Source organism: Actinomadura sp. NAK00032 (assembly GCF_013364275.1).
In the GTDB taxonomy this organism is placed as follows: Bacteria; Actinomycetota; Actinomycetes; order Streptosporangiales; family Streptosporangiaceae; genus Spirillospora.
The window spans coordinates 7,865,886-7,889,502 of record NZ_CP054932.1 but is presented as its reverse complement, the minus strand read 5'-3'; the positions used below and the strand labels follow the sequence as shown (position 1 = coordinate 7,889,502).

Here is a 23,617-nt window from a genome sequence, read left to right as displayed (position 1 = left end):
AGGTGCCTCGGCGACTCCGCGCCGGAGTGAGAAGGTGAAGCTGTGACCAGCGATTCCGCAGTGCCGTACGGGACCGTCCGGCAGCTCCTGGAAGTGCCGAGGTTCCGGCTGCGCCTGGTCGCCGGCGAGGGCGGCCTGGACCGGCCGGTCCGCTGGGCGCACTCCACCGAGCTGCTCGACCCCGGGCCCTACCTGCGCGGCGGCGAGATCGTCCTGACCGCCGGCGCGTCGCTGCGGGACGAGGGTGCCTGCGCCGCGTTCGCCGAGTCCGTCAAGGCGGGGCGGGCGAGCGTGATCGGCTACGGCGTCGGCGACGTGACCGACGACGTCCCGGCGGCGCTGCGGGACGCCTGCGCCCGGCTCGGCCTGCCGCTGGTCGAGGTGCCCGCCGAGGTGCCGTTCGTCAGCTTCACCGAGTGGTTCGCCGAGCGGGACGCCTCCACCCGCGACGAGCGGTACGAGCGGGAGGAGACGGGCCGGCTGCTGCGCATGATCCGGCAGGGCCACGCGTCCGCCGAGGTGCTGCGCGAGCGGATCGACGACGCGGGCCTCGACCCGGCCGCGCTGCTGGTGATCGCGATGGACGGCGCCGACGAGGAGCTGCCCGGCGTCCTCGGCCTGGACGACGACACCTCGCTGCTCATCACCAACGACGCGCACGCCTGGTCCGAGCCCGCCGGGATCGGCAGCCCCGGCCCGCTCGACCACCTGCCGGTGTCGCTCGCCGAGAGCCTCGCCGCGCTGGACGCCGCGCGCCGCAGCGGCGGCGTGGTGCAGGCCGCCGACCTCGCCACGTTCCGGGCGCTGCTCGGCCGGCTCGAACACGACCAGCTGACCCCGTTCGTCGAGCAGATCGCCCGGCCGCTGAAGGAGTACGACACCGCGCACGGCACCCGGCTGATCGAGTCGCTGCGCACCTTCCTCGACATGGGCGGCGCGGTCGGCGCCACGTCCCGCGCCCTCTTCCTCCATCCGAACACGCTCCGCCACCGGCTGGCCCGCATCGAGTCCCTCACCGGCCGCGACCCCCTCCAGTTCGAGGACCGCGTCGCCCTGGCGATAGCCATCTGGGCCACCACCCGCTGACCCGGTCAGGCCGCCCGCCCGGCCCCCGTCCCGCCATCCGCCGGCGTGCGTGAGCGGGGTGCGTGGACGGGGTGCGTGGATGGGGGTGTGCGGTTTGCTCGGGATGGGTTTTCTGGTGGGCGGTCGCGTTTTGCGGTGCCATTTCGTGGGCGGGTATGCGGTTGCTGGAGGGCTTGGATGCGGTGGGCTTTTCGGGCACGGGATTTGCGAGGTCGGGTAGGGGCGTTCGAATGAGATGTCCGTCGCGAAGGTGGGCTGGATCCGGGTCTCGGTGGGTGCGGTTTTGAGGCTCGGCGCATTGGACGTGCGGGGGCGTGGGCGAGGCCGTGATCTTCGCGGGGAGGGCGAAAGTCGATAAAAGGTGCATATCGCTCCCAATTGGGTGGCCGGCGGGTGCGGGCGGCGTTCGGTGCGGACAGGGGAGGGTGGCGGTCGCGTCGGCGATCAGCGGGGTGGGAGGGGGTGCGGGGATTGCGGCGGGGGAGTTCCCCTGGCTCACTTCAGTCCCGTCCGTCTGTTCTGGCACGCCTACCTCGCGGTCCTGTCCTGAGCGGGTCGTCAATAATGTCCTGAATGCGAATGCGGACAGGACCGAATTTCGCGTTTCTGGCCGCCCCGGGACGGACGGGTCTAGGTTTGCACCAGGCGTTTGCAGCGCACGGAGCCGTCGCCCCCGAAGGAGCGTCTGACGATGACGGATGCGACCAGCGGCCCGGACCAGGGGTCGGAGACGAAGATCAACACCGATGTTCCGCAGTCCGCCCGGATCTGGAACTACTGGCTCGGCGGCACCGACAACTACGAGATCGACCGGGTCGCCGGCGACCAGTACGTCGAGCTGTATCCGGGGATCGTGCCGATCGCCCGCGCCGGCCGCTACTTCATGGACCGCGCGATCAGGTTCCTCGCCCTCGAGCGCGGCATCCGCCAGTTCATGGACTGCGGCACCGGGCTCCCGACCGTCGACAACACCCACGAGATGGCCCAGCGCGCCGCCCCGGACGCGCTGGTCGTCTACGTCGACAACGACCCGCTCGTCCTCGCGCACGCCCGCGCGCTGCTGACCGGCACGGCCGAGGGCCGCACGTCCTACATCGACTGCGACCTGCACGACCCGAAGACGATCATGGCCAAGGCGGCGGAGATCCTCGACCTGTCGCAGCCGGTCGGGCTGCTGCTGATCGGGGTGATGGGGCACATCGTCGACCCCGAGGAGGCGTACGGGGTGGTCCGCGGGCTGGTGGAGCCGCTGGCGTCCGGCAGCTACCTGATCCTGCACGACTCCACCGACCAGAACGAGGCGTTCAACGCCGCCCAGCGCGCCTACGACGAGACCGGCGCCATCCCGTTCCGGCTGCGCAGCCCGGACTTCATCCGCGCCTACTTCGAGGGCCTGGAGATCGACGAGCCGGGGCTCGTGACGAGCGGCGCGTGGCGGCCCGAGGTGCCGGGGATGGACGTCGAAGATCTTCCGACCCTGTGCGCGGTGGCGCGGAAACCCTGACGCCGAGGGGAGGTCGCACACCGTCTCCTTCCTGCCGCGCTGCGTGAAGCTATAGTGAGGGCGGTCGTCAAGCCGATCCCCCCGATGGGAGTCCCGTTGGCCTCCTTCACGAGCAGCGACATCATGAGCAAGGGCGTCACCAATACCGGCAGGCAGTCGGCGCGTGCGCGGGCGGCACGGCCCTGCGGGGACCCGCTCGTCCCCCGGATGCTGCTCGGCAAGCGGCTGCGCGAGCTGCGCGACCGGTCCGGGCTCTCGCGGCGGGAGGCGGGCCGGCTGCTGCACGCGTCCGAATCGAAGATCGCCCGCCTGGAGGTGGGCAAGACCGGCAGCAGGCCGCGCGAGGTCGCCCGGCTGCTGGCCGGCTACGGCGCCGAGGAGGACGAGCGCACGACCCTGCTCGCCCTCGCCGAGCAGACGACGGCGCGCGCCTGGTGGCAGGACGACGCCGACATCCTCCCGCCCTGGGTGCGGCCGTACCTGAGCGCCGAGCAGGCCGCCAAGCTGGTGCGCACCTTCGAGGCCCAGTACGTGCCCGGCCTGCTCCAGACCGAGGAGTACGCCCGCGCGCTGTTCGGCCGCGAGGCCCCTGAAGACGAGGTCGAGCGGCGGGTGGAGTTCCGGATGCGGCGGCAGCGCGTGCTGCGCCGCCGCCCGCGGCCGCTGAACCTGTGGATCGTCCTCGACGAGCAAGCGCTGTGGCGCCCGATCGGCGGCCGGGAGATCATGCGCGGCCAGATCCGGCACATCATCGAGCTGTGCCGGCGGCCGAACGTCACCGTGCAGATCGCGCCGCTCGGCATCAGCGGCCGGATCAAGGGCGAAGGGCCGCTCACCCTCGTCCGGTTCCCGCAGCAGGGCCTGCAGGACATGGTCTACCTCGAACGCGCCGACCGCGCCCTGTACCCGACGCGGCGCGCGGAGATCGAGCAGCACTGGCACGACTTCAACACGCTGGTGACCGAGGCGGCGCCGCCCGAGCGGACGCCGTGGCGGCTCGCCGAGCTGCTCACCACCTTCTGACCCGATTAGCCCGATGACCCCGATGGCCCCGATTCCGGCCGGGGCCGCACCGGCTCGGCGGGGTCTCCGGCGCCGTGGCGCGCGCGGGCGCGCGCATTGAACCGGCCGCCATGGGCTCGCGCTGTCATGAAGTTACGCGAACATGAACATCCCGAGTTGAGTCTCCGGGATAGACGCATGACTCAACTCAAGTCCAACATAACGGAATGGGAAAAAGCGCTGACCAGGGGTGATCTCCCGGTCGGGCGCGCATATATTCCCGGGTGACCACTTCCGGCCCCTCTTCACGAATCCCGCATATTCGCGGGTCGCCCGGGGCGGTTCGGGGACGTACGTCACAGGGGCCTCACGATGGTCCATGTTTACCGGGCCATCGCCCGGATATCGGGCATCGATGAACGCCCCGCGCCGCCGCCGCCCCGAAGGAACGCCATGTCCGTCAGCGAGCGTTTGTGGAACGAGACCGAGGAACGCCGCACCCGGCTCGAACTCCAATCCCGGGAGAACTTCCCGGTCGCCACCCGGCTGCTCCCCGCGCGCCACCGCGAGCATCTGCTGAACGTGTACGGCTACGCCCGGCTGGTCGACGACATCGGGGACGAGGCGCCGCCGGGCGACCGCGCCGGGCTGCTCGACCTCGTCGAACGCGACCTCGACCGCGTCTACGCGGGCGGGCGGGCGGAGCTGCCCGTGCTGCGCGACCTGTCCCGCACCATCACCGCGTGCCGGATCCCCGCGGAGCCGTTCCGCCGCCTCCTGGAGGCCAACCGCCGCGACCAGGAGGTCACCCGGTACGCGACGTTCGACGACCTGCTCGGCTACTGCGCCTACTCCGCCGACCCCGTCGGGCGCATCGTCCTGCACGTGTTCGGCGCCGCCACCCCGGACCGGATCCGGCTGTCGGACAAGGTCTGCACCGCGCTGCAGGTCATCGAGCACTGCCAGGACGTCGGCGAGGACCACCGCAACGGCCGGATCTACCTGCCGGGGGACGACCTCCGGCGGTTCGGCTGCACCGAGGACGACCTCACCGCCGCGGTCACGCCCACCCGGCTGCGCGGCGTCGTCGCCCTCCAGGCCGGGCGCGCGGCGGGCCTGCTGGACGAGGGCGCCGCCCTCACCGGCCGGCTCCGCGGGTTCGCGCGCGTCGCCGTCGCCGGATACGTCGCGGGCGGTCTCGCCGCCCTCGCCGCGCTGGAGCGCGGCGCCTACGACGTGCTGGGGAGCGCCTCACGGCCGAGGAAGGCGCGACTGCTGGCCGAGTGGTCGCGGACATTGGGAAGGAGATAGGCAGATGGACGCACCGAGCGCCTATCGGCACTGCGAGAACATCGTGCGCACCCAGGCGCGCAACTTCTCGTACGGGATCCGGCTGCTTCCCCCGCCGAAGCGCCGCGCGCTGAGCGCCGTGTACGCGTTCGCCCGCCGCATCGACGACATCGGCGACGACCACGACGCGCCGCCCGCCGCGCGGCTGGCGCGGCTCACCGAGGAGCGCGAGCGCCTCGCCGACGCCGCCGCGCACCCGTCCGACCCGGTGCTGGTCGCGCTGTCGGACGCCGCGCGCCACCACCCGATCCCGCTGGAGGCGTTCGGGGAGCTGATCGACGGCTGCGAGGCCGACGTCCGCGGCGAGACCTATGACACCTTCGACGACCTGCTCTGGTACTGCCGGTGCGTCGCGGGGGCCATCGGCCGGCTGTCGCTCGGCGTGTTCGGCACGTCCGATCCGGACACGGCGGTGCCGCGCGCCGACGCGCTCGGCGTCGCGCTGCAGCTGACGAACATCCTGCGGGACGTCCGCGAGGACGGGTTGAGCGGCCGCGTCTACCTGCCCGCCAAGGACCTCGTCCGGTTCGGCTGCACGCTGGAGCGGGACGGGGCGGGCCGGTTGACCGACGACCCGGAGCGGCTGGCGGGCCTCATCCGGTTCGAGGCGAACCGCGCGGAGGAGTGGTACGCGACCGGGCTGCAACTGCTGCCGATGCTGGACCGGCGCAGCTCCGCGTGCGCCGGGGCGATGGCGGGCATCTACCGGCACCTGCTGCGCCGCATCAAGGCCGATCCGCTGACCGCGCTCGACACCCGCACCTCGCTGCCGACCTGGGAGAAGGCCGCCGTGTCGGCGATGGCGATGTCGGGAGTGCACCGATGAGCACGGCCGGGGGGCAGGGGGAGGTCGCCATCGTCGGCGGCGGCCTCGCCGGGATCACGACCGCGCTGGCGCTCCAAGAGACCGGTATAAGGACGACCATCTATGAGGCGCGCCCGAGGCTGGGCGGCGCCACGCACTCCTTCACGCGCGGCGGGCTGACGGTCGACAACGGGCAGCACATCTTCCTGAAGTGCTGCTCGGCGTACCAGGGGCTGCTCGGCCGGCTCGGCGCGACCGACCGCGTCCGCGTCCAGGACCGGCTCGACATCCCGGTCCTCACCCCCGGCGGCGCGGGCGGGCGGCTGCGCCGCGCCAAGGCGCCGGGGCCGCTGCACCTGGTGCCCGCGCTCGCCGGGTACCGGCTGCTGCCGCCCGCCGACCGGCTCCGCGCCGTCCGGGCCTCGCTCGCGCTCGACCGGCTCGACCCGGACGACCCGGCGCACGACCGCGTCACCATGGGCGCCTGGCTCGCCCGCCACGGCCAGCGGCCCCAGGCCCGCGACGCGCTCTGGGACCTGTTCGTCACCGCCGCGCTCAACATCCGGCTGGACGAGGCCGCGCTCGGCTCCGCCGCGATGGTGTGCAAGACCGGGCTGCTCGGCCGCTCCGACGCCGCCGACATCGGGGTCCCGACCGTCCCGCTGGGCGACCTGCACGGCACGATCCCGGCGGCGAAGATCGAGCGGGGCGGCGGCCGGATCGAGCTGGGCGCCAAGGTCACGGCCGTCGACGCCGGGCCGAAGCTGGTGGTGGACGGCTCCCCGGTGAGCGCGGACGCCGTCGTCATGGCGGTGCCGCACCGGGTGGCGTCGTCGCTCGTCCCGGCGGAGGCGTCCCCGGAACGGGCGGAGTGGGACGGCCTCGGCTCCAGCCCCATCGTCAACGTCCACGTCGTCTACGACCGGCCCGTGCTGCGCGCCGGCGGGGGCGTGCCGCGCGCCGGCGGCCGGGACGCGCCGTTCGTCGCGGCGGTCGGCTCGCCCGTGCAGTGGGTGTTCGACCGCACCGCGATCAGCGGCCTGACCGGCGGCGGCGAGTACCTCGCGGTGTCGGTCTCGGCCGCCGACCGCTGGATCGACATCCCCACCGCCGAGATCCGCGCGGTGTACCTCGCCGAGCTGGAGCGGCTGTTCCCGGCCGCCCGCCGGGCCCGCGTCACCGACTTCTTCGTGACGCGGGAACGGCACGCCACATTCCGTCAGAGCCCCGGCACCGGCGCGCTGCGTCCCGCGTCCGCGACCCGGCTGCCGTGGCTCTTCCTCGCCGGCGCGTGGACGGACACGGGCTGGCCCGACACGATGGAGGGAGCCGTGCGAAGCGGCCTCACCGCCGCCCGCCTCGTCCGGCGGCACCTGAACCGGGTGCGCAGCGACGGGGTGAGCGGCCGATGACCACCGTCCCGACCTCGATCACCGGCGGGCGGGCGCTCGTCGACGACGCGATGCGCGCCGCCGCGGAACGGCTCGACCCCTGGACCCGCCGCGTCGTCGCCTACCACCTCGGCTGGACCGACGAGCACGGCCGCCCGGCCGCGGCGGGCGGCAAGGCGCTGCGCCCCGCGCTGGCGCTGCTGTCCGCGCGGGCCGCCGGGGCACCCCCCGAGACGGCGCTGCCCGGCGCGGTCGCCGTGGAGTTCGTGCACGCCTTCTCGCTGCTGCACGACGACATCATGGACGGCGACCGGACCCGCCGGCACCGGCCCGCCGCGTGGACGGTGTTCGGCCCGTCCGCCGCCATCCTCGGCGGGGACGCGCTGCTCGCGCTGTCGGAGGAGCTGCTGCTCGACCAGCAGACGCGGGGCGCGCACTGGGCGGCGCGCGCCCTGACCGCCGCCACGCAGCGGCTCATCTCCGGGCAGGCGTTCGACCTCGGCTTCGAGCAGCGCGCCGACGTCGCGCTCGACGAGGTGGTCGCGATGGCCGCCGACAAGACGGGCGCGCTGCTGGCCTGCGCCTGCTCGATCGGCGCGATGCTCGGCGAGGGGCCGACGCCGCTCGTCACCGGGCTGACCGGGTTCGGCGCCGAGATGGGCCTGGCGTTCCAGCTCGTGGACGACCTGCTCGGCATCTGGGGCAGCCCGGAGACGACCGGCAAGCCCGTCCTGTCGGACCTGCGGGCGCGCAAGAAGTCGCTGCCGGTGGTGTACGCGCTGAACGCCGGGACGCCGGAGTCCGCCCGGCTCGCCGAGCTGTACGGGAAGCCGGACGAGCCGTCCGAGGACGCCCTGCGCGAGATGGCGCGGCTGGTCGAGGCCGCCGGCGGCCGGGACTGGGCGTCCGCCGAGGCCGACCGGCGCATCGCCGCCGCCGAGCGGCACCTCGACGAGTCCGGGGTGGACGGGCTCGCCGCCGCCGAGTTCCGCGACATCGCCCTGTTCGTCACCTCCCGGGACCACTGAGCCCGCCGGGAGCGACCCGACGGGGCCACAGCCCGGCCGTCCCGGCGCGGACGGCCACCCGCGCGAGAAGGAGATCGCCGAAATGACCACGACGGAAGCCCCGGGGCTCACCGGCGCGGCGGCCGCGGCCGTCGACGCGGCCCGCGGCCACCTGCTCGGCCTGCAGTCGCCCGAGGGCTGGTGGAAGGCCGAGCTGGAGACGAACGTCACCATGGACGCCGAGGACCTGCTGCTCCGCCAGTTCCTCGGCATCCGCTCCGAGGCGGAGACGAAGGACGCGGCGCGCTGGATCCGTGCGCAGCAGCGCGAGGACGGCACGTGGGCGAACTTCCACGGCGGGCCCGCCGACCTGTCCACCACGATCGAGGCGTACATCGCGCTGCGGCTCGCCGGCGATCCCGTCGACGCCGACCACATGCGCCGCGCCGCCAAGTTCGCCCGGGACGCGGGCGGCATCGAGGGCAGCCGCGTTTTCACCCGGATCTGGCTGGCGCTGTTCGGCCAGTGGTCGTGGGACGACCTGCCGGTCATGCCGCCGGAGCTGATGTTCCTGCCGAGCCGGGTCCCGCTGAACGTCTACGACTGGGCGTGCTGGGCACGGCAGACGATCGTCCCGCTGACGATCCTCGGGTCGCTGCGGCCCGTCCGGGACCTGCCGCTCGACCTCGCCGAGCTGCGCGCCGGGACCATGCCCGCCAAGAAGGAGAAGGGGTGGGGCCGGGCGTTCAACGCGCTCGACCGCGTCCTGCACGTCTACGAGAAGCGGCCGGTGCGGCCGCTGCGCACCGCCGCGATGCGCCGCGCCGCCGACTGGATCATCGCCCGGCAGGAGGCCGACGGCTGCTGGGGCGGGATCCAGCCGCCCTGGGTCTACTCGCTGATGGCGCTGAACGTCCTCGGCTACGACCTCGACCACCCGGTCATCAAGCGGGGCCTGGACGGCCTGGAACGCTTCACGATCCGGGACGAGAAGGGCCGCCGGCTGGAGGCGTGCCAGTCGCCGGTCTGGGACACCGTTCTCGCGATGAACGCGCTCGGCGACGCCGGCGCCGCGCCCGACGACCCGGCGCTGGTGCGCGCGGCGCACTGGGTGCTCGGCGAGGAGGTCCGCGGGCCGGGGGACTGGTCGGTGCGCCGGCCGGGCCTGCCGCCGGGCGGGTGGGCGTTCGAGTTCGACAACGACGTCTACCCCGACACCGACGACACCGCCGAGGCGATCCTCGCGCTGCGCCGCACGTCGCTGCCGGAGGCGGACGCGCCGATCGAGCGGGCCGTCCGGTGGCTGAACGGCATGGCGTCGCGGGACGGCGGCTACGGCGCGTTCGACGCCGACAACACCCGCGAGCTGTGCACGAAGCTGCCGTTCTGCGACTTCGGCGCCGTCATCGACCCGCCGTCCGCCGACGTCACCGCCCATGTCGTCGAGGCGCTCGCCAAGGAGGGCCTCGCCGAGACGGCCGTGGCGAAGCGCGCGGTGGTGTGGCTGCTGAAGGCCCAGGAGGAGGACGGCTCCTGGTTCGGGCGCTGGGGCGCCAACCACGTCTACGGGACGGGCGGCGTGGTGCCCGCGCTCATCGCCGCCGGCGTCCGCCCGGAGAAGCCCGCGATCCGCCGGGCGGTGGCCTGGCTGGAGCAGCACCAGAACGAGGACGGCGGCTGGGGCGAGGACCTGCGCTCCTACGACGACCCGTCCTGGATCGGGCGCGGCGAGTCGACCCCGTCGCAGACGGCGTGGGCGCTGCTGGCACTGCTCGCCGCCGGCGAGCGCTCCGCGGCGGTGGACGCCGGCGTCCGGTGGCTGGTGGAGAACCAGCGGCCGGACGGCAACTGGGACGAGGACAACTTCACCGGCACCGGATTCCCCGGCGACTTCTACATCAACTACCACCTGTACCGGCTGGTGTTCCCGATCAGCGCACTCGGCCGGTACCTGGACGGCTCCTCATGACACGGCTCCTCGTGTGCGCGGCGCTGGGCATCGAGGCGCGCGCGCTCAAGGGGGACAACGGCGGAGGGGACAACGGCGGAGGGAGCGACGGCGAAGGGGACGACGGCCTGCGCGTGGTCCGGACGGGGATGGGGCCCGCCAAGGCGCGGGCCGCCGCCCGGGGGCTGCCGGAGCACGACGCGCTCGCCGTCGTCGGCTGCGGCGGCGCCCTCGACGACCGGCTCCGCCCCGGCGACCTGTTTGTGGCCACCGAGGTCAGGGGCCCGTCCGGGACGGCGCCGGTGCCGTGCCCGACGGCGGAGCCGCTCGCCGGGCTGCTGGAGCGGACGACCGGCGCGACCGTCCACCGCGGGCCGCTCGTCACCCTCGACCACATCGCGACCGGCGCCGAGCGCGCCGACCTCGCGGCCGACGGGGCGCTCGTCGCCGACATGGAGTCGGCGGCGCTGGCCGAGGCGGCGGGCGACCGGCCCTTCGCGGTGGTCCGCGCGATCGTCGACACGCCGGGCCGCCCGCTGGTCGGCCCGGCCACGCTCACCGGCGGGACCGCCGCGCTGCGCCGGCTCCGGGCCGTGGCCCCCGCGCTGCGCGCATGGGCCGCCGCGGCCGGTCCGCGCCGGCTGCTGCTCGCCGGTCCGCGCTCGTTCTGCGCCGGTGTGGAACGGGCCATCGAGATCGTGGAGCGGGCGCTCGACATGCACGGCCCGCCCGTCTACGTGCGCAAGCAGATCGTCCACAACACCCACGTCGTGGACGAGCTGAGCGCGCGCGGCGCCGTGTTCGTCGACGAGCTGGACGAGGTCCCGCCCGGCGCGGTCACGGTGTTCTCCGCGCACGGCGTCGCGCCCGCCGTCCGGGACGAGGCCGGGCGGCTCGGGCTGCGGGTCGTCGACGCGACCTGCCCGCTGGTGGCGAAGGTGCACGCGGAGGCCCGCCGGTTCGCCGCGTCCGGCCACCTGGTCGCGCTGATCGGGCACGCCGGGCACGAGGAGGTCGAGGGCACGCTCGGCGAGGTGCCGTCCTCGACGGTCCTGGTCGAGACGCCGGCGGACGCCCGGTCGCTGCCCGCGGACCGGCCCGTCGCCTACCTCACCCAGACCACCCTCGCCGCCGACGAGGCCGGCGAGGTGGCGGCCGCCATCACCGGCCGGTTCCCGGACGCGGTCGGCCCGCACACCGACGACATCTGCTACGCCACCACCAACCGGCAGCGGGCCGTCGCCGGCGTCGCCCGCGACAGCGACCTCGTCCTCGTCGTCGGGTCGGCCAACTCGTCCAACTCGCTCCGCCTCGTGGAGGTCGCCGAGGCGCACGGCACGCCGGCGGTCCTGGTCGACGGGCCCGCCGACATCCCGCTGGAGCGGCTCCGAGGCGCCCGTGCCATCGGCCTGACCGCCGGGGCGTCGGCGCCGCCGTCCGTCCTGGACGCGGTGGTCGACGCGCTGCGCGGCCTTGGGCCGGTCGGCGTCGAGGAGCGCACGGTCACGGTGGAGACGACCGAGTTCACCCTGCCAAAGGAGGTCCGGACACAATGAGCATGCCGCTTCGCCAGAGTCTTCGCATCGGGGGCTACATCCTCCGCAACAAGCTGCGCGGCAGGGACAAGTTCCCGCTGATCGTGGAGCTGGAACCGTTGTTCGCCTGCAACCTCGCCTGCGCCGGCTGCGGGAAGATCCAGCATCCCGCCGACACGCTCAAGCGGCGGATGCCGGTCGAGCAGGCCGTCGCCGCCATCGAGGAGTGCGGGGCGCCGATGGTGTCCATCGCGGGCGGCGAGCCGCTCATGCACCCGCAGATCGACGAGCTGGTCGGCGAGCTCGTGAAGCGCAAGAAGTTCGTCTTCCTGTGCACCAACGCGCTGCTGATCCCGCGCAAGCTCGACAAGTTCAAGCCGTCGCCGTACTTCGCGTGGGCCGTGCACATCGACGGCTTGCAGGAGCGGCACGACGCGTCGGTCTGCAAGGACGGCGTCTTCGAGGACGCTGTGGCCGCCATCAAGGAGTGCAAGCGGCGCGGGTTCCGCGTCACGACGAACACGACGTTCTTCAACACCGACACCCCGCAGACCGTCATCGAGGTGATGAACTACCTCAACGACGACCTCAAGGTCGACGAGATGATGATCTCGCCGGGGTACGCCTACGACAAGGCGCCCGACCAGGAGCACTTCCTGGGCGTCCAGGAGACCCGCGAGCTGTTCCGCAAGGCGTTCGCGGACGGCAACCGCAAGCGCTGGCGGCTCAACCACTCGCCGCTGTTCCTGGACTTCCTGGAGGGCAAGGTCGACTTCCCGTGCACGGCCTGGGCGATCCCGTCCTACTCGCTGTTCGGGTGGCAGCGCCCCTGCTACCTGATGTCGGACGGCTACGCGCAGAGCTACAAGGAGCTGCTGGACGAGACCGACTGGGACTCCTACGGCCGGGGACGCGACCCGCGCTGCGCGAACTGCATGGCCCACTGCGGCTACGAGCCGACGGCGGTGATGGCGACGGTCGGTTCGCTGAAGGAGTCGATCAGGGCGATGCGCGACACCTGACCGACCTGAGTGAAACGCCCGGAGAGTGGGGATTGGCCCCAACTCTCCGGGCGTAACGATCTACCATTGCGGCCATGGCGGACGAGTGGCCTCCGGCCGAGCTGGACTTCGACAAGCCCACCATCGCGCGCGCGTACGACGCGCTCCTCGGTGGCAAGGACAACTTCGCCGCCGACCGCGCGCTGGCCGACCAGACGGCCGCGCTGATCCCCGGCCTGCGCGAATCCGCGGTCGAGAACCGCAAGGTGCTCGTCCGGGGCGTCCGCTACCTGGCCGGAGAGGTCGGCATGGACCAGTTCCTCGACCTCGGCAGCGGACTGCCCACGCTCGAGAACACCCACGAGGTCGCCCAGCGCGAGAACCCGGACGCCCGCGTCGTCTACGTCGACATCGACCCGCTGGTCTCCGTCCACGGGCGGGCGATCCTGGCGAACGACGACGTCACGCGGGTGATGGTCGGCGACGTCCGCGACCCGGCGGCCGTCCTGTCGGACCCCGCCGTCGACGGCTTCATCGACTTCTCCCGCCCGGCCGTCCGTCATGATGGTCGGGATGCTGCACTACCTGTCGCCGGACGTAGTGGACGGCGTCGTCGCCGCCTACCGCGACGTCCTGGCTCCGGGCAGCCACCTGTTCATGACGTCCCTCGTGGACACGGGCCTGCCCCAGCAACAGGAGCTGGCCCGCATCACACGAGAGAACCTGGAAGAGGGCTGGGCGCGCACGCCCGCCGAGATCGAGGCCCAGTTCGGTGACTTCGAACTGGTCGAACCCGGCGTGACCTACACGGCCCTGTGGCGTCCCGAAGGCCCGGTCGACCCGGACCACCTCGCTCCAGGGGAGCAGCTCGGGATGGCCGGCGTCGCCATCAAGCGTCGCTGAGCTTCTTCGGCCGGTAGGCCTTGTACTCGCTGCCCGAGTCGAGCCCGTAGTCGCGCGTCCGGTAGTCGGTGCCGTACCGGCCGCGCTGCTCGAACGCCCAGTAGGACGTGTGGGCCTTGTTGGCCCACTTCTCGAAGATGACGACATGGCGCGTCGTGTTGGTGCCCTCGGCGTCCATCACGAGGTCGCCCTTCTTGAGCTCCGACATCTTGATGCGCTCGGTGAAGCGCGAGGACGTCAGGCCGACGGTGTTCGGCCCCGGCTTCGCCAGCCCGAGGGTCATCGCCACGAAGCCGGAGCAGTCGGTGCGGTAGCCCTTGTGGTAGTCGGTCTGGCTGTAGGGCACGCGGTCGCCGCTGTGCGGGTTCCAGGTCTTGGCCCGCGCGATGACCTTCGACCGCTCGTCGGTGGTGTCCGTCTTGGCGGACGTCGCGGAGCCCTTCTCCGGGTCCTTGCCCGGCTCCGGGTCGGCGGCGCGCTGCTTGGGGATGCTCTGGACGGAGGCGACGGACGTGCCCGACTCGGACGAACCGGCCGTCGCCTGGAGGGTCGTGGCGGCCACGCCGATCGCGGCCAGGCCGAGGATCGCGCCGTTGGCGCGCGGGCTCAGCCCGAAAAGCCCCGACTTCTTCTTGTTCCTGCCCGTGCTGTGCTTTCCCGTGCTGTTGTTTCCCGGGCCGTGATCGCCCGCGTTGTGATTGCCCGTGCTGTGCTTGCCTGTCAAGGGGGACTCCTTGCTTCCATTGGCCGCCTACCGGGTTAGCTGACGGGTTCGGGCGTGGAAGTCGCCCTACGGCCTGCGGACAGGCCGATTCACCCCAGTGCGAGGGTGGGTCCCCGGCTCCGCGCTGCGGCGGACTCGGCGGGTGCCGCTACGAGAATGTAGAGAGCGGCGCTGCTGTTGTAGGGCCCGTTCAAGGGCGCGGGCGGCGTGCATGGGAGGTGCCGCCGGACGACGCGTGGGGCGCGCCGCCCCCACCGGCTCGGTGCCAGGTGGGACAAGAACGCCTGGTGAGCGCCTTGGCGGGGGCCAAGCTACTCGTATCACCAAGCGAAGGCAAACTCCAGCAAAATCAAACTCCCAGCTCAGCGCCCCGAAGGCGGTTGCGGCAAGGCAATGCGCGCGTCCGGGGCGGCCGCCGCGGGACGCTGTCCTCGACAGGTCGAGCGCAGCCCTTGAAGTGCAACCAGATGGTTGCCTATCCTGGTGCCGAGTCGACCGGGAACGAGGAGTCGCCGAGCATGGACGAGGTCTTCCGGGCGCTGGCCGATCCCACCCGGCGCAAGCTGCTGGACCGGCTGAACGAGCGCAACGGGCAGAGCCTGCGCGAGCTGTGCTCGGGCCTCGGCACCAGCCGGCAGGCGGTCAGCAAGCACCTGTCCGTGCTGGAGGCCGCCCAGCTGGTGGTGGCGGCGCGGCGCGGCCGGGAGAAGCTCCACTACCTCAACGCCGCGCCGATCAACGCCATCGCCGAGCGCTGGATCAGGCGCTACGACCAGGAGCGCGCCAACGCGCTCACCGATCTCAGAACGGCATTGGAGCAGCAGCCGATGGACGGCAACGACGCTTTCGTGTACACGACCTACATCAAGTCCACGCCCGAACGGCTCTGGGAGGCCCTGACCGACCCGGCCTTCACGCGCCGCTACTGGGGCGTCGGCTTCGAGACCGACTGGAAACCGGGCTCGGAGATGACCTGGGAGGAGGGCGGCCGGCGCACCGGCGACCCCGAGCAGGTCGTCCTGGAGTGCGAGCCCGGCCGCCGGCTGTCCTACACCTGGCACACCTTCACCCCGGAATGGGCGGAGGGCGCCGGAGTGGGCGAGGACGTGCTGGCCGAGCTGCAGGCCGAGTCCCGCTCCAGGGTGACCTTCGAGATCGAGCCGCTCGGCGAGATGGTGAAGCTCACCGTCGTCCACGACGGCCTCGACGCCGGAGGCGCCCTGCGCGGCATGATCGGCCAGGGCTGGCCCGCGATCGCGGCGAGCCTGAAGTCGCTGCTGGAGACCGGCGCCCCCCTGCCCGCGTAGCGGGACGCGCCGCATGGGAGAGGGCCCGCGACCGGGCGAATCGGGTCGCGGGCCTTTGCCGTCGGGCAGGGCGTCCTATGCCTGGGAGAGCGCGTAGAGAATGAACAGGACGCAACAGAGGGTCACCGCGGCCATCGCGGCGAAGTAGGCGCCCGCCTTGCGCCGTCGTCCGACCGCCGCCGCGACGAGACCGGCGACCGGCGCGAGCGCGGCGCCCCCCAACCCGGCCCAGAACAGCGCCACGGCGGCCGACCTCCCGACGACGTTGCCCGAGGCTCCGTCGACCAGCGCGAACCCGACTCCGAGAGCCAGCGGGAAGGCGAGCCACCAGGAGGTCATGCCGACCACCACCCAGGACACGACCCGGCCCGAACCGGAGTGATCAGCAGTCGACATGCTCGCATCCTAAGCGGCCGATGGGGCCGGGGCCGAGCTACTCGATCACCAGGGGACCGACCAGGGACGGAAGCCGGGGGGACGGAAACCGGGCGGGGACGGAAGTCAGGGCGGGGACGGAAGTCAGGGCGGGGCGGAAAACGGGTGGACCGAAACCGGGGGCGGGGCTGAAACCGGTGGACGGAAAGCGCCGGGGAGTAAGTCCGCACTTCTGCTCGTTGGGCCCCGGTACGGCGGCTCACGATGTGCGGCGCGGTCATCGCAGATGATCAGCAGACCATTCTGGACGCCATGGCCTAATTGCGATATGTCAGAGTATGATCACCCGGCGGATCCCGGGTTCAGGGAGCATTCGATGACACATCGGAAAGCGGCCGTCCGCGGCCTTCTTCTCATCGCGACCGCGATGCTGGGCGCCGCGGCCTGCGGCGGCGGTGCGGACGACGACGGCGAGGTCGGCGCCGCCCCGGCCGCGACGCGGCCCGTGCCGCCGAGCCCGGCGGAGACGACCGAGCCGCCCGACACCGATCCCGGCGCCGAGCCCGGCATCCGCGGCGCCCGCGCCGCGCTGCAGGCGTTCCTGCGGGGGCAGGCGGCGGGCGACACGTCCGTGTGCCGGTACGTGGTCGAGGACGGCGACTTCGTGAACGGCCCCGCGCTGAGAGGCGACTGCCGCAAAGGGGTGAAGGACACCCCCCATCTGCTGCGGCCCCGGGAACGGCTCGCGCTGCGCCGGGTCCTGGCCACCGGCGGCAAGATCACCGAGCGCGACGAGGCGGTGCTGCCCTTCTCCGGGCTGCGCTGGACGGACGGCCACCTGGCGGAGTCGGCGCTCCAGCCCGAGTTCGTCCTGCGCCGCAACGGCGAGGGGATGTGGCAGATCGTCCGCTGACGCACCGGCGGGCCGGCCTTCCGGAGACCCCGTGGCCGGAAGGCCGTGCCCGGCCGGCGGCCTTCGCCGCGTCCCGTCGCCCCGAGGGCGCCGGGATCAGGCGCCGTACATGCGGATCCAGTCGATCTCGAGGGTCGCGTCGCGGCCGGTGTCGATGCCGCGCGCGGTCAGCTTCTTCAGCTCGGGCATCCAGTCGAGCTGGATCGCCTGGCCCATCGCGCGCGGGGGCTGCACGTCCTGCCTGGTGGTGTGGAAGTGGCGGCGCCCGTCCACATACCCGTTGATTTCCTTGGGGGTCCACTCGAGCGCGAACGTGTGCCACGTGGTGAGGTCGACGTCGGCCCGGCCGTCCAGGCGGCCCGAGTTGCCCTCGCGGCCCTTCTGCTCCGCCCCCTTCCGCTGGTCGAAGTGCAGGAAGAAGTTGGCGCCCTTCCGGAGCCCGTCGTCTCCGTAGGTCTCCATGTAGTCGATCTCGCCGCCGCCGCCCTCCGGCGCCGTGCCGCCGCCGCCGTTGACGGGCCACAGCAGCACGTTCGCGTTGTAGCAGGCGCAGGCGCGGTTCATCCGCAGCCGCGCCTCCCAGCGGCCGTACTTGCGGTCGCCGTTGCGCCAGCCGAGCCCGCCGGTCGTCCCGTCCGGTGTGCCGGTGATCCGCAGCGCCCCGTTCCGCACGGTGACCGCCTCGGGGCTGCGCCGCCCGTTGCCGGCGTGCCCCTCGCCGTCGTACAGCTCCCACGCCTCCCGGTCGAGGCGCCCGTTGAACTCGTCGCGCGCCAGCGGACGCCCCCAGCCGTACCGCTGCGCCGCCGTCGCCGCGCCGGCGGCGCCGCCGGTCTTCTCGGCGGCGCGGTCGGCCTCGGCGGAGGCGCGGGGGGTCGGCCGAGCGCTCCGGGGGGCCGCGGAGGGACCCGGCTCCCCGGCGGGAACCGGGTGGAACTCGGCCGCCGCGCCCGTGCGGCCGATGTCGGCGGAGCTCTCGTGCAGGGCGGCGAACGCCGAGACCCCGACCGTCACCGCCGTGACCGTCACGACGACGGCGCGTCTACGGAATGAGAAGGACACGGTTCAACCTCCGCACCGGACGAATTGTGCCGACAGCCGATTCAGCCGTTCCGCACTCCATTGATTCGTCCGAAACCTACTCGGCCGCGCCACGGGGCCCTAGGGCCCTACGGCCCTAGCGGCGGGACGGGGGGACCTCAATAACGCGCCGCAGGTCAATCCCGCGGCGGCATTCCGAGCCAGGTCACGATTGCCGTGGAGCGGTTGGGCGCCCCGAGCTTGGCGTAAAGCCGGTTGATGTAATTCTTGACGGTCTTCTCGGTGAGAAATAGCTTGGCGGCGATCACCGAGTTCGGATGTCCCTGAGTGATCAGATCCATGACCTCGGCCTCGCGTTCGGAGAGCCCGAAACGCGAGCGCTGCTCGGCCGGGTCGGCCGCCGCGGGCGCGGTGCCCGGGTCGGTCCGCGCGGCGTCGATCAGTGCGGCCGACGCCGCCTGGGAAAGGGGGTGGGCCCGATGCCTCGCGGTGTCCAGCACCGCCGCGGCCAGCTCCTCCGGGGTGAAGGTGTTGTGCACCAGGTAGCCCACCGCCCCGTTCCGGACGGCCGCCAGCACCACCTCGGGGTCCTCGACCTGGGTGAGCATGATGACCCGGCTGATCGCGCTCAGCGCGGCCGAGGCGGAGATCCCGTCGACGTGCGGCATCCGGACGTCCAGCAGGATCACGTCCGGGGCCAGCTCGCGCGCCAGCTCCACGGCCTCGCGGCCGTCCCCCGCCTCGCCGACGACCTCGATCTCGCCGGACGCGTCCAGCGCCAGCGCCAGCCCGGAGCGGATGAACGGGTTGTCGTCCACCACCAGCACCCGGCACCGCACACCCGCGTTCATTCGCTTCCCTCCATCGGCGCCTTCCCGCTCGCGGCCGGGGCCCTCCCCGCCGTCCCGTCCCCTGCCGACCCGCCGCCGGCCGGCCCGGCGGGGAACCGGACGGTGACGCTCGTGCCACCGCCCGGGACCGAGTCGACGGTGAGCTCTCCTCCGCCGCGCCGGGCCCGCTCGTGCATGCCGAGGAGGCCGTAGTGTCCGCCGCCGGCGAGCTCGTCCAGCCAGCCCGCCCCGCCGGGGCGCCCGGGCATGCCGCGGCCGTCGTCGCGCACCACCGCCCGGAGACCGTCCGGCCCGCCGGACACGGTGAGCTCCACGACCGAGGCATCGGCGTGCCGGCGGACGTTCTCCAGCGCCTCCGAGATGATCGCCACGGTCTCGTGCCGGGGATGCAGCGGCAGGTCGGCGCCCTCCTGGATGCGCGTGACCACCCGCAGCCCCGTCGCCCGTCCCCATTCCGCCGCGAGCTCGGCGGCCACGACGTGCAGCGGGCGCTGCGCGGTGTCGGACCGCAGTTCGGAGATGAGCGATCGCGCCTGCCGGGTGGCGATCTGCGCGGCGGTGGCGATGCGCTGGGCCTCCTTCTCCGCCCGCTCCGGAGACCTGCGCACGAAGGCGGGCAGGCTGCTCGCCGCCAGCGCGATCCCGGACAGGGTGCCGCTCAGCGAATCATGCATCTCCCGGGCGAGCCGGGAGCGCTCCTCGGCGGCCATCGCCAGCGCCTCCGAGCGCCACAGCGCCTCCTCCGCCGCGGCCTGCTCGTCGAGCAGCCGCCGGATCACGGTGCCGACCAGGGCGCCGATCCCGTAGAAGGCGGGCATCGCGAGCAGCAGCGGGAGCGTCGTGCTCTGCCCGATGCCGTCCGTCCCGTCGCCCTGGAAGAGCGCCACGTAGTACAGCACGGCCTGCTGGAGGCACAGCGCCGCCGTCGTCGGCCACCGGTACAGCAGCCCCGCCAGACCGGCCGCGATCACCGTGACCAGGAAGTACGGGCCGAGGATCCCGCCGGCCTCCAGCACCGCGTAGCCGACGAGGACATCGCAGGCCAGCAGGGCCGGCTGCGCGTACAGCCGGGAGACGACCTGCTCCCAGCCGAGCAGCATCAGCCCGGAGAGCAGCGCCACCCCCGCCAGCACGCCCAAGGCCCAGAAGTCGCCCCGGACCTGCCGGTCGATGAGCACCGTCACCCCGACGACCAGCACCCGCACCTGGATGAGCAGCACGAATGCCGTGCCGATGCGGGATTCGGCGGATCCGCGCAGCGACCCGGGAGCGTGCTTGGCGAGATCGGACATCGGCGGCCCTCCGCGAGTTCGTACCGTCGGCCCGGAACCGGAAGCGCAGGCGTTTGCAAAGGGAACACTAGCCACATCTCCAATGGAGGTCGCTACGATGCCCACGACTAACAGTATTTCAACGCAAGAAGGGGCAAAAGTGCCAGGCCGCAGGGCGGTCCCGCAGCCTGACGGCGTCCGTGACGCCGCCGGGTTCCTCGCCTTGATGCGCAGGCTTCAGCGCTGGTCGGGACTCAGCCTCGCGGAACTCGAAGCCAGGATGGGCTCCGCGCATGTGCTCCTTCCGGAAGGCCTGGCCGGAATGCTCGGCGGAAGCAAGCTTCCGCGACGGGAAGTTGTGGCGGCATTCATCAGCGCTTGCGGATGCGTGCCCGAAGTGCAGGCCGATTGGATGCGCGCGTACGCGAGGGTCAGCGGGACGGCACCGGCGTCCTCCCCGGAGACCGCCTTCGCCCCGCCCCCCGCGCAGGAGGCGCCACCGGAAGAACCGGAAAAGCGAGCGCGCCCCCGCCACCGGAAGGCGGGAGGAAAACGCCGCCATAAGCGGACGCGCCGTTCACTGTCCCCGCTGGCGGCCGCTCCGGCGTTCGTTACCGTCGCGGTCATCGCGGTGGCCATGCTGACCGGGACGGACGACGACTCCGGCAAGGCCGACGACGGTCACGGGGGGAAACGGCCGGCCGCGGCCCCGCCCGGCACAGGCTGGTACGCCGTCCAGCCGGAAACGGCCACGTCGGTCGGCGACTGCCTGTCGATCTTCCCCGACAACCAGTTCGAGCCGACCCTTTCCCAGGAGCAGTGCGACGAGGAGGACGCGCTGCAGCGGTTCTGGCTGGAACCCGATGCCGGCGGCATCTACGTGATCAAGGCCTATACGGTCAAAGAGCAACTCTGGTGCCTCACGCTGGACGCCCCCAGCGACGGCGCACGCCTCCACCTGAAGGCGTGCGACAAGGCCAGCAAGTGGCAGAGGTTCGCCCTGCAGGCAGCCGAGGCGCCCAGTTCCGGGAAGGCCGGCGACGGCACCTCGCAACCCGCGCCCCTCTTCGAACTGCGGCCGGGCGAGACTCGCGAGAAGGGAATGTGCGTGGGGATCGACTCCTCGCATTCGGGCACCGTCCAGGCGGTCCACACCGCCTGCTCGAAGTCGGCGGTCTGGGGCTACAGCTTCATCCAGACCGCAGCACCCGCCTAGCGCCGCGTCCAAGCCTTTACTCGCAATTCCACCCGTATGGACCGGGCATCCCAATGGGGCCCCTAATCAAAAGTAAGAGGCCCTAGGGCCCTGACTCCAGACCGTTTCACATCGCTACCTTCATTGAAGTCAACGGCGGCCGGCAAAGAAAGGCCCCGATCCTTCAGGAAAGGCTTCAGCGATGAAGAAGACGAACGCTCTGGTCGCGACGGGCGCACTGGGACTCACGCTGGCCGGCGGCGCGGTGGTCGCCGGCCTCACGTCCGAACCGGCCAAGCCCGCGTCCCCCGTCGCCGGCACCGGCACGCAGTCCTTCTCGGGCGGGTCGCTCCCGGGGCGGTCCCTCTCGCAGCAGTCCGCCGCGAAGGTGGTCAAGAAGTCCGACTACGGCCCCTGGAGCAGCCACTTCGCCAACGCGAGGCTGAAGTGCCGGACGTACGCCAGCAGCGGCACGTCCGGCGGTCGCGTCTGGCACTACGGCAAGATCGAGTGCAACAAGAAGGTCGCGCTGATCGACGTCTACTCCGGCATCAACTGGGGACGGCCGGAGGTCTCCAGGAAGGTCTGCAAGTACACCAAGACCTGCGCGGTCGAGGGCTGGGTGAAGAACCCGTCCGGCAAGCAGTCCTGGTCGGTGACCACCACCGGCAGCGTCGGAGTGCTCCTGCTCTCGGGCAACCGCCTCTCCGCCCACGTCACGTTCCGCGCCTAGAAGCCCGCCCCGGCGCCCAGACCACCCCGGCCTGGGCGTCGGGGCCCACGAACGCCCTAACCAGTGCCTCGATCGTTCACGTGAGGTGCCGCAGTGTGTATGCGGGAGAGGCGTAGTCGCCGCCCTGCGGACCGTCCTCGCGGAAGAAGTCCTCGGGCAGGCCGTCCGCTGCATCGACCGGCTCGTAACCGTCCGTGAGACTCCAGAAGCGCCGCGGGTTGGCGGAGACCGCGTACATGACACTGAAACCGGCCTGGGAAGAAGTCAGCGCATCGAGGAAGAACCCCTGGCAATCACGGGGACTGAGCCACGTGGCCAGGTGCCGCGACTCGAACGGCTCACGCTCCAGACTGCCGATCCGCACGCACACGACTTCAAGGCCGAACTTGTCGGCATAAAGTCTGCCCAGCGCTTCGATCGCGACCTTGCTGACGCCGTACAGCCCGTCCGGGCGAGGCGGGGCATCGGGGGACACCGTTTGCGAGATCGGATAAAACCCGGTCAGCCGATTGCTGCTGGCCAGCACGACCCGCCGCACTCCGGCGCGACGCGACGCCTCCAGCACGTGATGGGCCACCAGCACACTGCCGTTCAGCAGTGTGGCGAACGGTGCCTCGTCGGCGACGCCTGCAAGGTGCACAACAGAATCGGCACCCTCAACGGCACGCATGGCCGCCTCAACGCTCTCCAGATCAAGCGCACGGACCTCCTCTCCCGCATAGTTCGCCGGCAAAGGCGACCGGTCGACTGACACAAGCCGGTCGGCCGCGGCGCTCAACGGTTCACGGAGCACGCTCCCAACCAGGCCGGCAGCCCCCGTCAACACAACAGTTCCCAACGACACACGCCACACCCTGCCAGCCACCACCGCCACACCCCAGGCCCCGACAACCCCGAACAGGTGCCCACCGCAGGATTCGAACCTGCGCACACGACTCCGGAGAGGTCGCGCGAACAAGGCCCTGACAAGTAGGAATGCTGTCCCTGGCGTCGTGCTGAGAGTCGGCGGTCCACCCACTTGATCGCGCTGAAGACGTCCGGCATTAGCGTTAGCCGGCCCCGCCATCGCTGGGTCACCGGAGAGCGAGAGGCAGTGCTCATGGCCGACATCACGGTGTCGCTGACCGTCCGCGACCTGATCCACGAGGATCTTCCCTCCTGCGCTTGGTCCGGGTCGGCCGCGCATCTGGTGAGCATGGCCAAGGCTCTGGATCGGGCCGCGCGTGGCGAGGTGGACTACCTCGCCGTCTGCCCTCCGTCCGGTCTGCCGGTGGCGGTCGGCGGGGTCGACTACGCCGAGAAGCCCGGTGCGGGGACCCTCTGGCAGTTGGCCGTTCACCCGGCGCTGCAGTCGTGCGGAATCGGCGCCATTCTGGTCCAGGCCGCCGAGCAGCGGATCCGTGCTCGCGGCTTGGACCGCGCTGAGTTGGGCGTCGAAGAGAGCAACCCGCGGGCCCGGGCCTTGTATGAGCGGCTCGGCTATGCCGCCTACGGGAGCGCGCCCGACTCGTGGCAGGTAGGGGGCCCGGACGGAACCACCATCCGGTACGAGACGGTCTGCACGCTGATGCGCAAGCACCTGGAGTAGCGCGGAGCGGACGGCTGTCGTCCAGTGCGGCATTTGTGACGACGTTCTGTACGGGCTGCCTGGCGGCGGCCGGAGGGCGGTCGCCCA

Annotated in this window: 22 protein-coding genes, 1 pseudogene and 1 riboswitch; of the genes and pseudogenes, 17 read left to right on the top strand and 6 right to left on the bottom strand. The window is 72.2% G+C overall.

Annotated elements, in window-relative coordinates; translation table 11 throughout:
- Positions 1-42 precede the first annotated feature (42 nt).
- The 12 genes and pseudogenes from HUT06_RS36200 (at position 43) to HUT06_RS45715 (ending at position 13,532) form a co-directional block, all read left to right on the top strand.
- Positions 43-1,086, top strand: a complete 1,044-nt coding sequence (locus HUT06_RS36200; RefSeq protein ID WP_176199825.1) for a PucR family transcriptional regulator — start codon at positions 43-45, stop codon at positions 1,084-1,086.
- Positions 1,087-1,777: 691 nt separating this feature from the next.
- Positions 1,778-2,590 carry an SAM-dependent methyltransferase gene (locus HUT06_RS36195; RefSeq protein WP_176199824.1) on the top strand — a complete coding sequence of 271 codons (813 nt, stop codon included), beginning with the start codon at positions 1,778-1,780 and terminating at the stop codon, positions 2,588-2,590.
- Positions 2,591-2,686: 96 nt separating this feature from the next.
- Complete coding sequence (locus HUT06_RS36190; RefSeq protein WP_254715565.1) at positions 2,687-3,613, top strand: helix-turn-helix transcriptional regulator; 927 nt, start codon at positions 2,687-2,689, stop codon at positions 3,611-3,613.
- A gap of 432 nt (positions 3,614-4,045) precedes the next feature.
- On the top strand, positions 4,046-4,903 hold the full coding sequence (gene hpnC / locus HUT06_RS44120) for a squalene synthase HpnC (protein WP_217711599.1): 858 nt from the start codon (positions 4,046-4,048) through the stop codon (positions 4,901-4,903).
- A 4-nt stretch (positions 4,904-4,907) separates the two neighbouring features.
- Positions 4,908-5,768 carry a presqualene diphosphate synthase HpnD gene (gene hpnD / locus HUT06_RS44115; protein WP_217711598.1) on the top strand — a complete coding sequence of 287 codons (861 nt, stop codon included), beginning with the start codon at positions 4,908-4,910 and terminating at the stop codon, positions 5,766-5,768.
- A complete protein-coding gene (gene hpnE / locus HUT06_RS36180; RefSeq protein WP_176199823.1) occupies positions 5,765-7,159 on the top strand; it encodes a hydroxysqualene dehydroxylase HpnE in 1,395 nt (464 codons plus the stop codon). The genes hpnD and hpnE overlap by 4 nt, the downstream gene beginning before the upstream one ends.
- On the top strand, positions 7,156-8,166 hold the full coding sequence (locus tag HUT06_RS36175) for a polyprenyl synthetase family protein (RefSeq protein WP_176199822.1): 1,011 nt from the start codon (positions 7,156-7,158) through the stop codon (positions 8,164-8,166). The genes hpnE and HUT06_RS36175 overlap by 4 nt, the downstream gene beginning before the upstream one ends.
- A gap of 82 nt (positions 8,167-8,248) precedes the next feature.
- Positions 8,249-10,114 carry a squalene--hopene cyclase gene (gene shc, locus HUT06_RS36170; protein WP_176199821.1) on the top strand — a complete coding sequence of 622 codons (1,866 nt, stop codon included), beginning with the start codon at positions 8,249-8,251 and terminating at the stop codon, positions 10,112-10,114.
- A complete protein-coding gene (ispH, locus tag HUT06_RS36165) occupies positions 10,111-11,649 on the top strand; it encodes a 4-hydroxy-3-methylbut-2-enyl diphosphate reductase (protein WP_176199820.1) in 1,539 nt (512 codons plus the stop codon). The genes shc and ispH overlap by 4 nt, the downstream gene beginning before the upstream one ends.
- Complete coding sequence (hpnH, locus tag HUT06_RS36160) at positions 11,646-12,650, top strand: adenosyl-hopene transferase HpnH (protein WP_176199819.1); 1,005 nt, start codon at positions 11,646-11,648, stop codon at positions 12,648-12,650. The genes ispH and hpnH overlap by 4 nt, the downstream gene beginning before the upstream one ends.
- Positions 12,651-12,724: 74 nt before the next feature.
- Positions 12,725-13,120: pseudogene (locus tag HUT06_RS45720) on the top strand (SAM-dependent methyltransferase); the annotation flags it as partial.
- An 82-nt stretch (positions 13,121-13,202) separates the two neighbouring features.
- Positions 13,203-13,532 (top strand): SAM-dependent methyltransferase, encoded by a 330-nt coding sequence (locus tag HUT06_RS45715; protein ID WP_368406998.1) that lies wholly within the window; start codon positions 13,203-13,205, stop codon positions 13,530-13,532.
- On the opposite strand, the gene HUT06_RS36150 is transcribed toward HUT06_RS45715, so the two are convergent.
- Positions 13,519-14,256 carry a C40 family peptidase gene (locus HUT06_RS36150; protein WP_176199818.1) on the bottom strand — a complete coding sequence of 246 codons (738 nt, stop codon included), beginning with the start codon at positions 14,254-14,256 and terminating at the stop codon, positions 13,519-13,521. The two genes, HUT06_RS45715 and HUT06_RS36150, sit on opposite strands and share 14 nt — an antisense overlap.
- A gap of 8 nt (positions 14,257-14,264) precedes the next feature.
- A riboswitch (cyclic di-AMP (ydaO/yuaA leader) is annotated at positions 14,265-14,407 on the bottom strand.
- Between the two features lie 367 nt (positions 14,408-14,774).
- On the opposite strand from HUT06_RS36150, the gene HUT06_RS36145 reads away from it, so the two are divergent.
- On the top strand, positions 14,775-15,563 hold the full coding sequence (locus HUT06_RS36145) for a metalloregulator ArsR/SmtB family transcription factor (protein WP_176199817.1): 789 nt from the start codon (positions 14,775-14,777) through the stop codon (positions 15,561-15,563).
- Positions 15,564-15,638: 75 nt separating this feature from the next.
- Here HUT06_RS36145 and HUT06_RS36140 read toward each other — a convergent pair whose 3' ends face one another.
- A complete protein-coding gene (locus tag HUT06_RS36140) occupies positions 15,639-15,959 on the bottom strand; it encodes a hypothetical protein (RefSeq protein WP_176199816.1) in 321 nt (106 codons plus the stop codon).
- A gap of 355 nt (positions 15,960-16,314) precedes the next feature.
- On the opposite strand from HUT06_RS36140, the gene HUT06_RS36135 reads away from it, so the two are divergent.
- On the top strand, positions 16,315-16,851 hold the full coding sequence (locus tag HUT06_RS36135; RefSeq protein WP_176199815.1) for a hypothetical protein: 537 nt from the start codon (positions 16,315-16,317) through the stop codon (positions 16,849-16,851).
- 96 nt (positions 16,852-16,947) lie between these two features.
- On the opposite strand, the gene HUT06_RS36130 is transcribed toward HUT06_RS36135, so the two are convergent.
- The 3 genes from HUT06_RS36130 to HUT06_RS36120 all read right to left on the bottom strand — a co-directional run bounded on the left by HUT06_RS36130 (position 16,948) and on the right by HUT06_RS36120 (position 20,035).
- Positions 16,948-17,913, bottom strand: coding sequence for a glycoside hydrolase family 16 protein (locus tag HUT06_RS36130; RefSeq protein WP_176199814.1), 966 nt, complete (start codon positions 17,911-17,913; stop codon positions 16,948-16,950).
- Positions 17,914-18,068: 155 nt separating this feature from the next.
- Positions 18,069-18,743 (bottom strand): response regulator transcription factor, encoded by a 675-nt coding sequence (locus HUT06_RS36125; RefSeq protein ID WP_176199813.1) that lies wholly within the window; start codon positions 18,741-18,743, stop codon positions 18,069-18,071.
- Complete coding sequence (locus tag HUT06_RS36120; RefSeq protein WP_176199812.1) at positions 18,740-20,035, bottom strand: sensor histidine kinase; 1,296 nt, start codon at positions 20,033-20,035, stop codon at positions 18,740-18,742. Before HUT06_RS36120 ends, HUT06_RS36125 begins: the two co-directional genes overlap by 4 nt.
- A 97-nt stretch (positions 20,036-20,132) precedes the next feature.
- Here HUT06_RS36120 and HUT06_RS36115 point away from each other — a divergent pair, with 97 nt between their 5' ends.
- Positions 20,133-21,230, top strand: a complete 1,098-nt coding sequence (locus HUT06_RS36115; protein ID WP_176199811.1) for an RICIN domain-containing protein — start codon at positions 20,133-20,135, stop codon at positions 21,228-21,230.
- 181 nt (positions 21,231-21,411) lie between these two features.
- Complete coding sequence (locus HUT06_RS36110; RefSeq protein ID WP_176199810.1) at positions 21,412-21,942, top strand: hypothetical protein; 531 nt, start codon at positions 21,412-21,414, stop codon at positions 21,940-21,942.
- A 76-nt stretch (positions 21,943-22,018) separates the two neighbouring features.
- On the opposite strand, the gene HUT06_RS36105 is transcribed toward HUT06_RS36110, so the two are convergent.
- The gene (locus HUT06_RS36105; RefSeq protein WP_302931892.1) at positions 22,019-22,768 is read right to left on the bottom strand and encodes an NAD(P)-dependent oxidoreductase; all 750 of its coding nucleotides are present in this window, start codon (positions 22,766-22,768) and stop codon (positions 22,019-22,021) included.
- Positions 22,769-23,041: 273 nt separating this feature from the next.
- On the opposite strand from HUT06_RS36105, the gene HUT06_RS36100 reads away from it, so the two are divergent.
- Positions 23,042-23,530, top strand: coding sequence for a GNAT family N-acetyltransferase (locus HUT06_RS36100; protein WP_176199809.1), 489 nt, complete (start codon positions 23,042-23,044; stop codon positions 23,528-23,530).
- Positions 23,531-23,617 lie beyond the last annotated feature (87 nt).

Coding starts and splice junctions, on each gene's coding strand:
- HUT06_RS36195 (WP_176199824.1), top strand. CDS start 1,778: ATGACGGATGCGACCAGCGGCCCGGACCAGGGGTCGGAGACGAAGATC.
- hpnC (WP_217711599.1), top strand. CDS start 4,046: ATGTCCGTCAGCGAGCGTTTGTGGAACGAGACCGAGGAACGCCGCACC.
- hpnD (WP_217711598.1), top strand. CDS start 4,908: ATGGACGCACCGAGCGCCTATCGGCACTGCGAGAACATCGTGCGCACC.
- hpnE (WP_176199823.1), top strand. CDS start 5,765: ATGAGCACGGCCGGGGGGCAGGGGGAGGTCGCCATCGTCGGCGGCGGC.
- HUT06_RS36175 (WP_176199822.1), top strand. CDS start 7,156: ATGACCACCGTCCCGACCTCGATCACCGGCGGGCGGGCGCTCGTCGAC.
- shc (WP_176199821.1), top strand. CDS start 8,249: ATGACCACGACGGAAGCCCCGGGGCTCACCGGCGCGGCGGCCGCGGCC.
- ispH (WP_176199820.1), top strand. CDS start 10,111: ATGACACGGCTCCTCGTGTGCGCGGCGCTGGGCATCGAGGCGCGCGCG.
- hpnH (WP_176199819.1), top strand. CDS start 11,646: ATGAGCATGCCGCTTCGCCAGAGTCTTCGCATCGGGGGCTACATCCTC.
- HUT06_RS45715 (WP_368406998.1), top strand. CDS start 13,203: ATGCTGCACTACCTGTCGCCGGACGTAGTGGACGGCGTCGTCGCCGCC.
- HUT06_RS36145 (WP_176199817.1), top strand. CDS start 14,775: ATGGACGAGGTCTTCCGGGCGCTGGCCGATCCCACCCGGCGCAAGCTG.
- HUT06_RS36140 (WP_176199816.1), bottom strand. CDS start 15,959: ATGTCGACTGCTGATCACTCCGGTTCGGGCCGGGTCGTGTCCTGGGTG.
- HUT06_RS36135 (WP_176199815.1), top strand. CDS start 16,315: ATGACACATCGGAAAGCGGCCGTCCGCGGCCTTCTTCTCATCGCGACC.
- HUT06_RS36125 (WP_176199813.1), bottom strand. CDS start 18,743: ATGAACGCGGGTGTGCGGTGCCGGGTGCTGGTGGTGGACGACAACCCG.
- HUT06_RS36120 (WP_176199812.1), bottom strand. CDS start 20,035: ATGTCCGATCTCGCCAAGCACGCTCCCGGGTCGCTGCGCGGATCCGCC.
- HUT06_RS36115 (WP_176199811.1), top strand. CDS start 20,133: ATGCCCACGACTAACAGTATTTCAACGCAAGAAGGGGCAAAAGTGCCA.
- HUT06_RS36110 (WP_176199810.1), top strand. CDS start 21,412: ATGAAGAAGACGAACGCTCTGGTCGCGACGGGCGCACTGGGACTCACG.
- HUT06_RS36100 (WP_176199809.1), top strand. CDS start 23,042: ATGGCCGACATCACGGTGTCGCTGACCGTCCGCGACCTGATCCACGAG.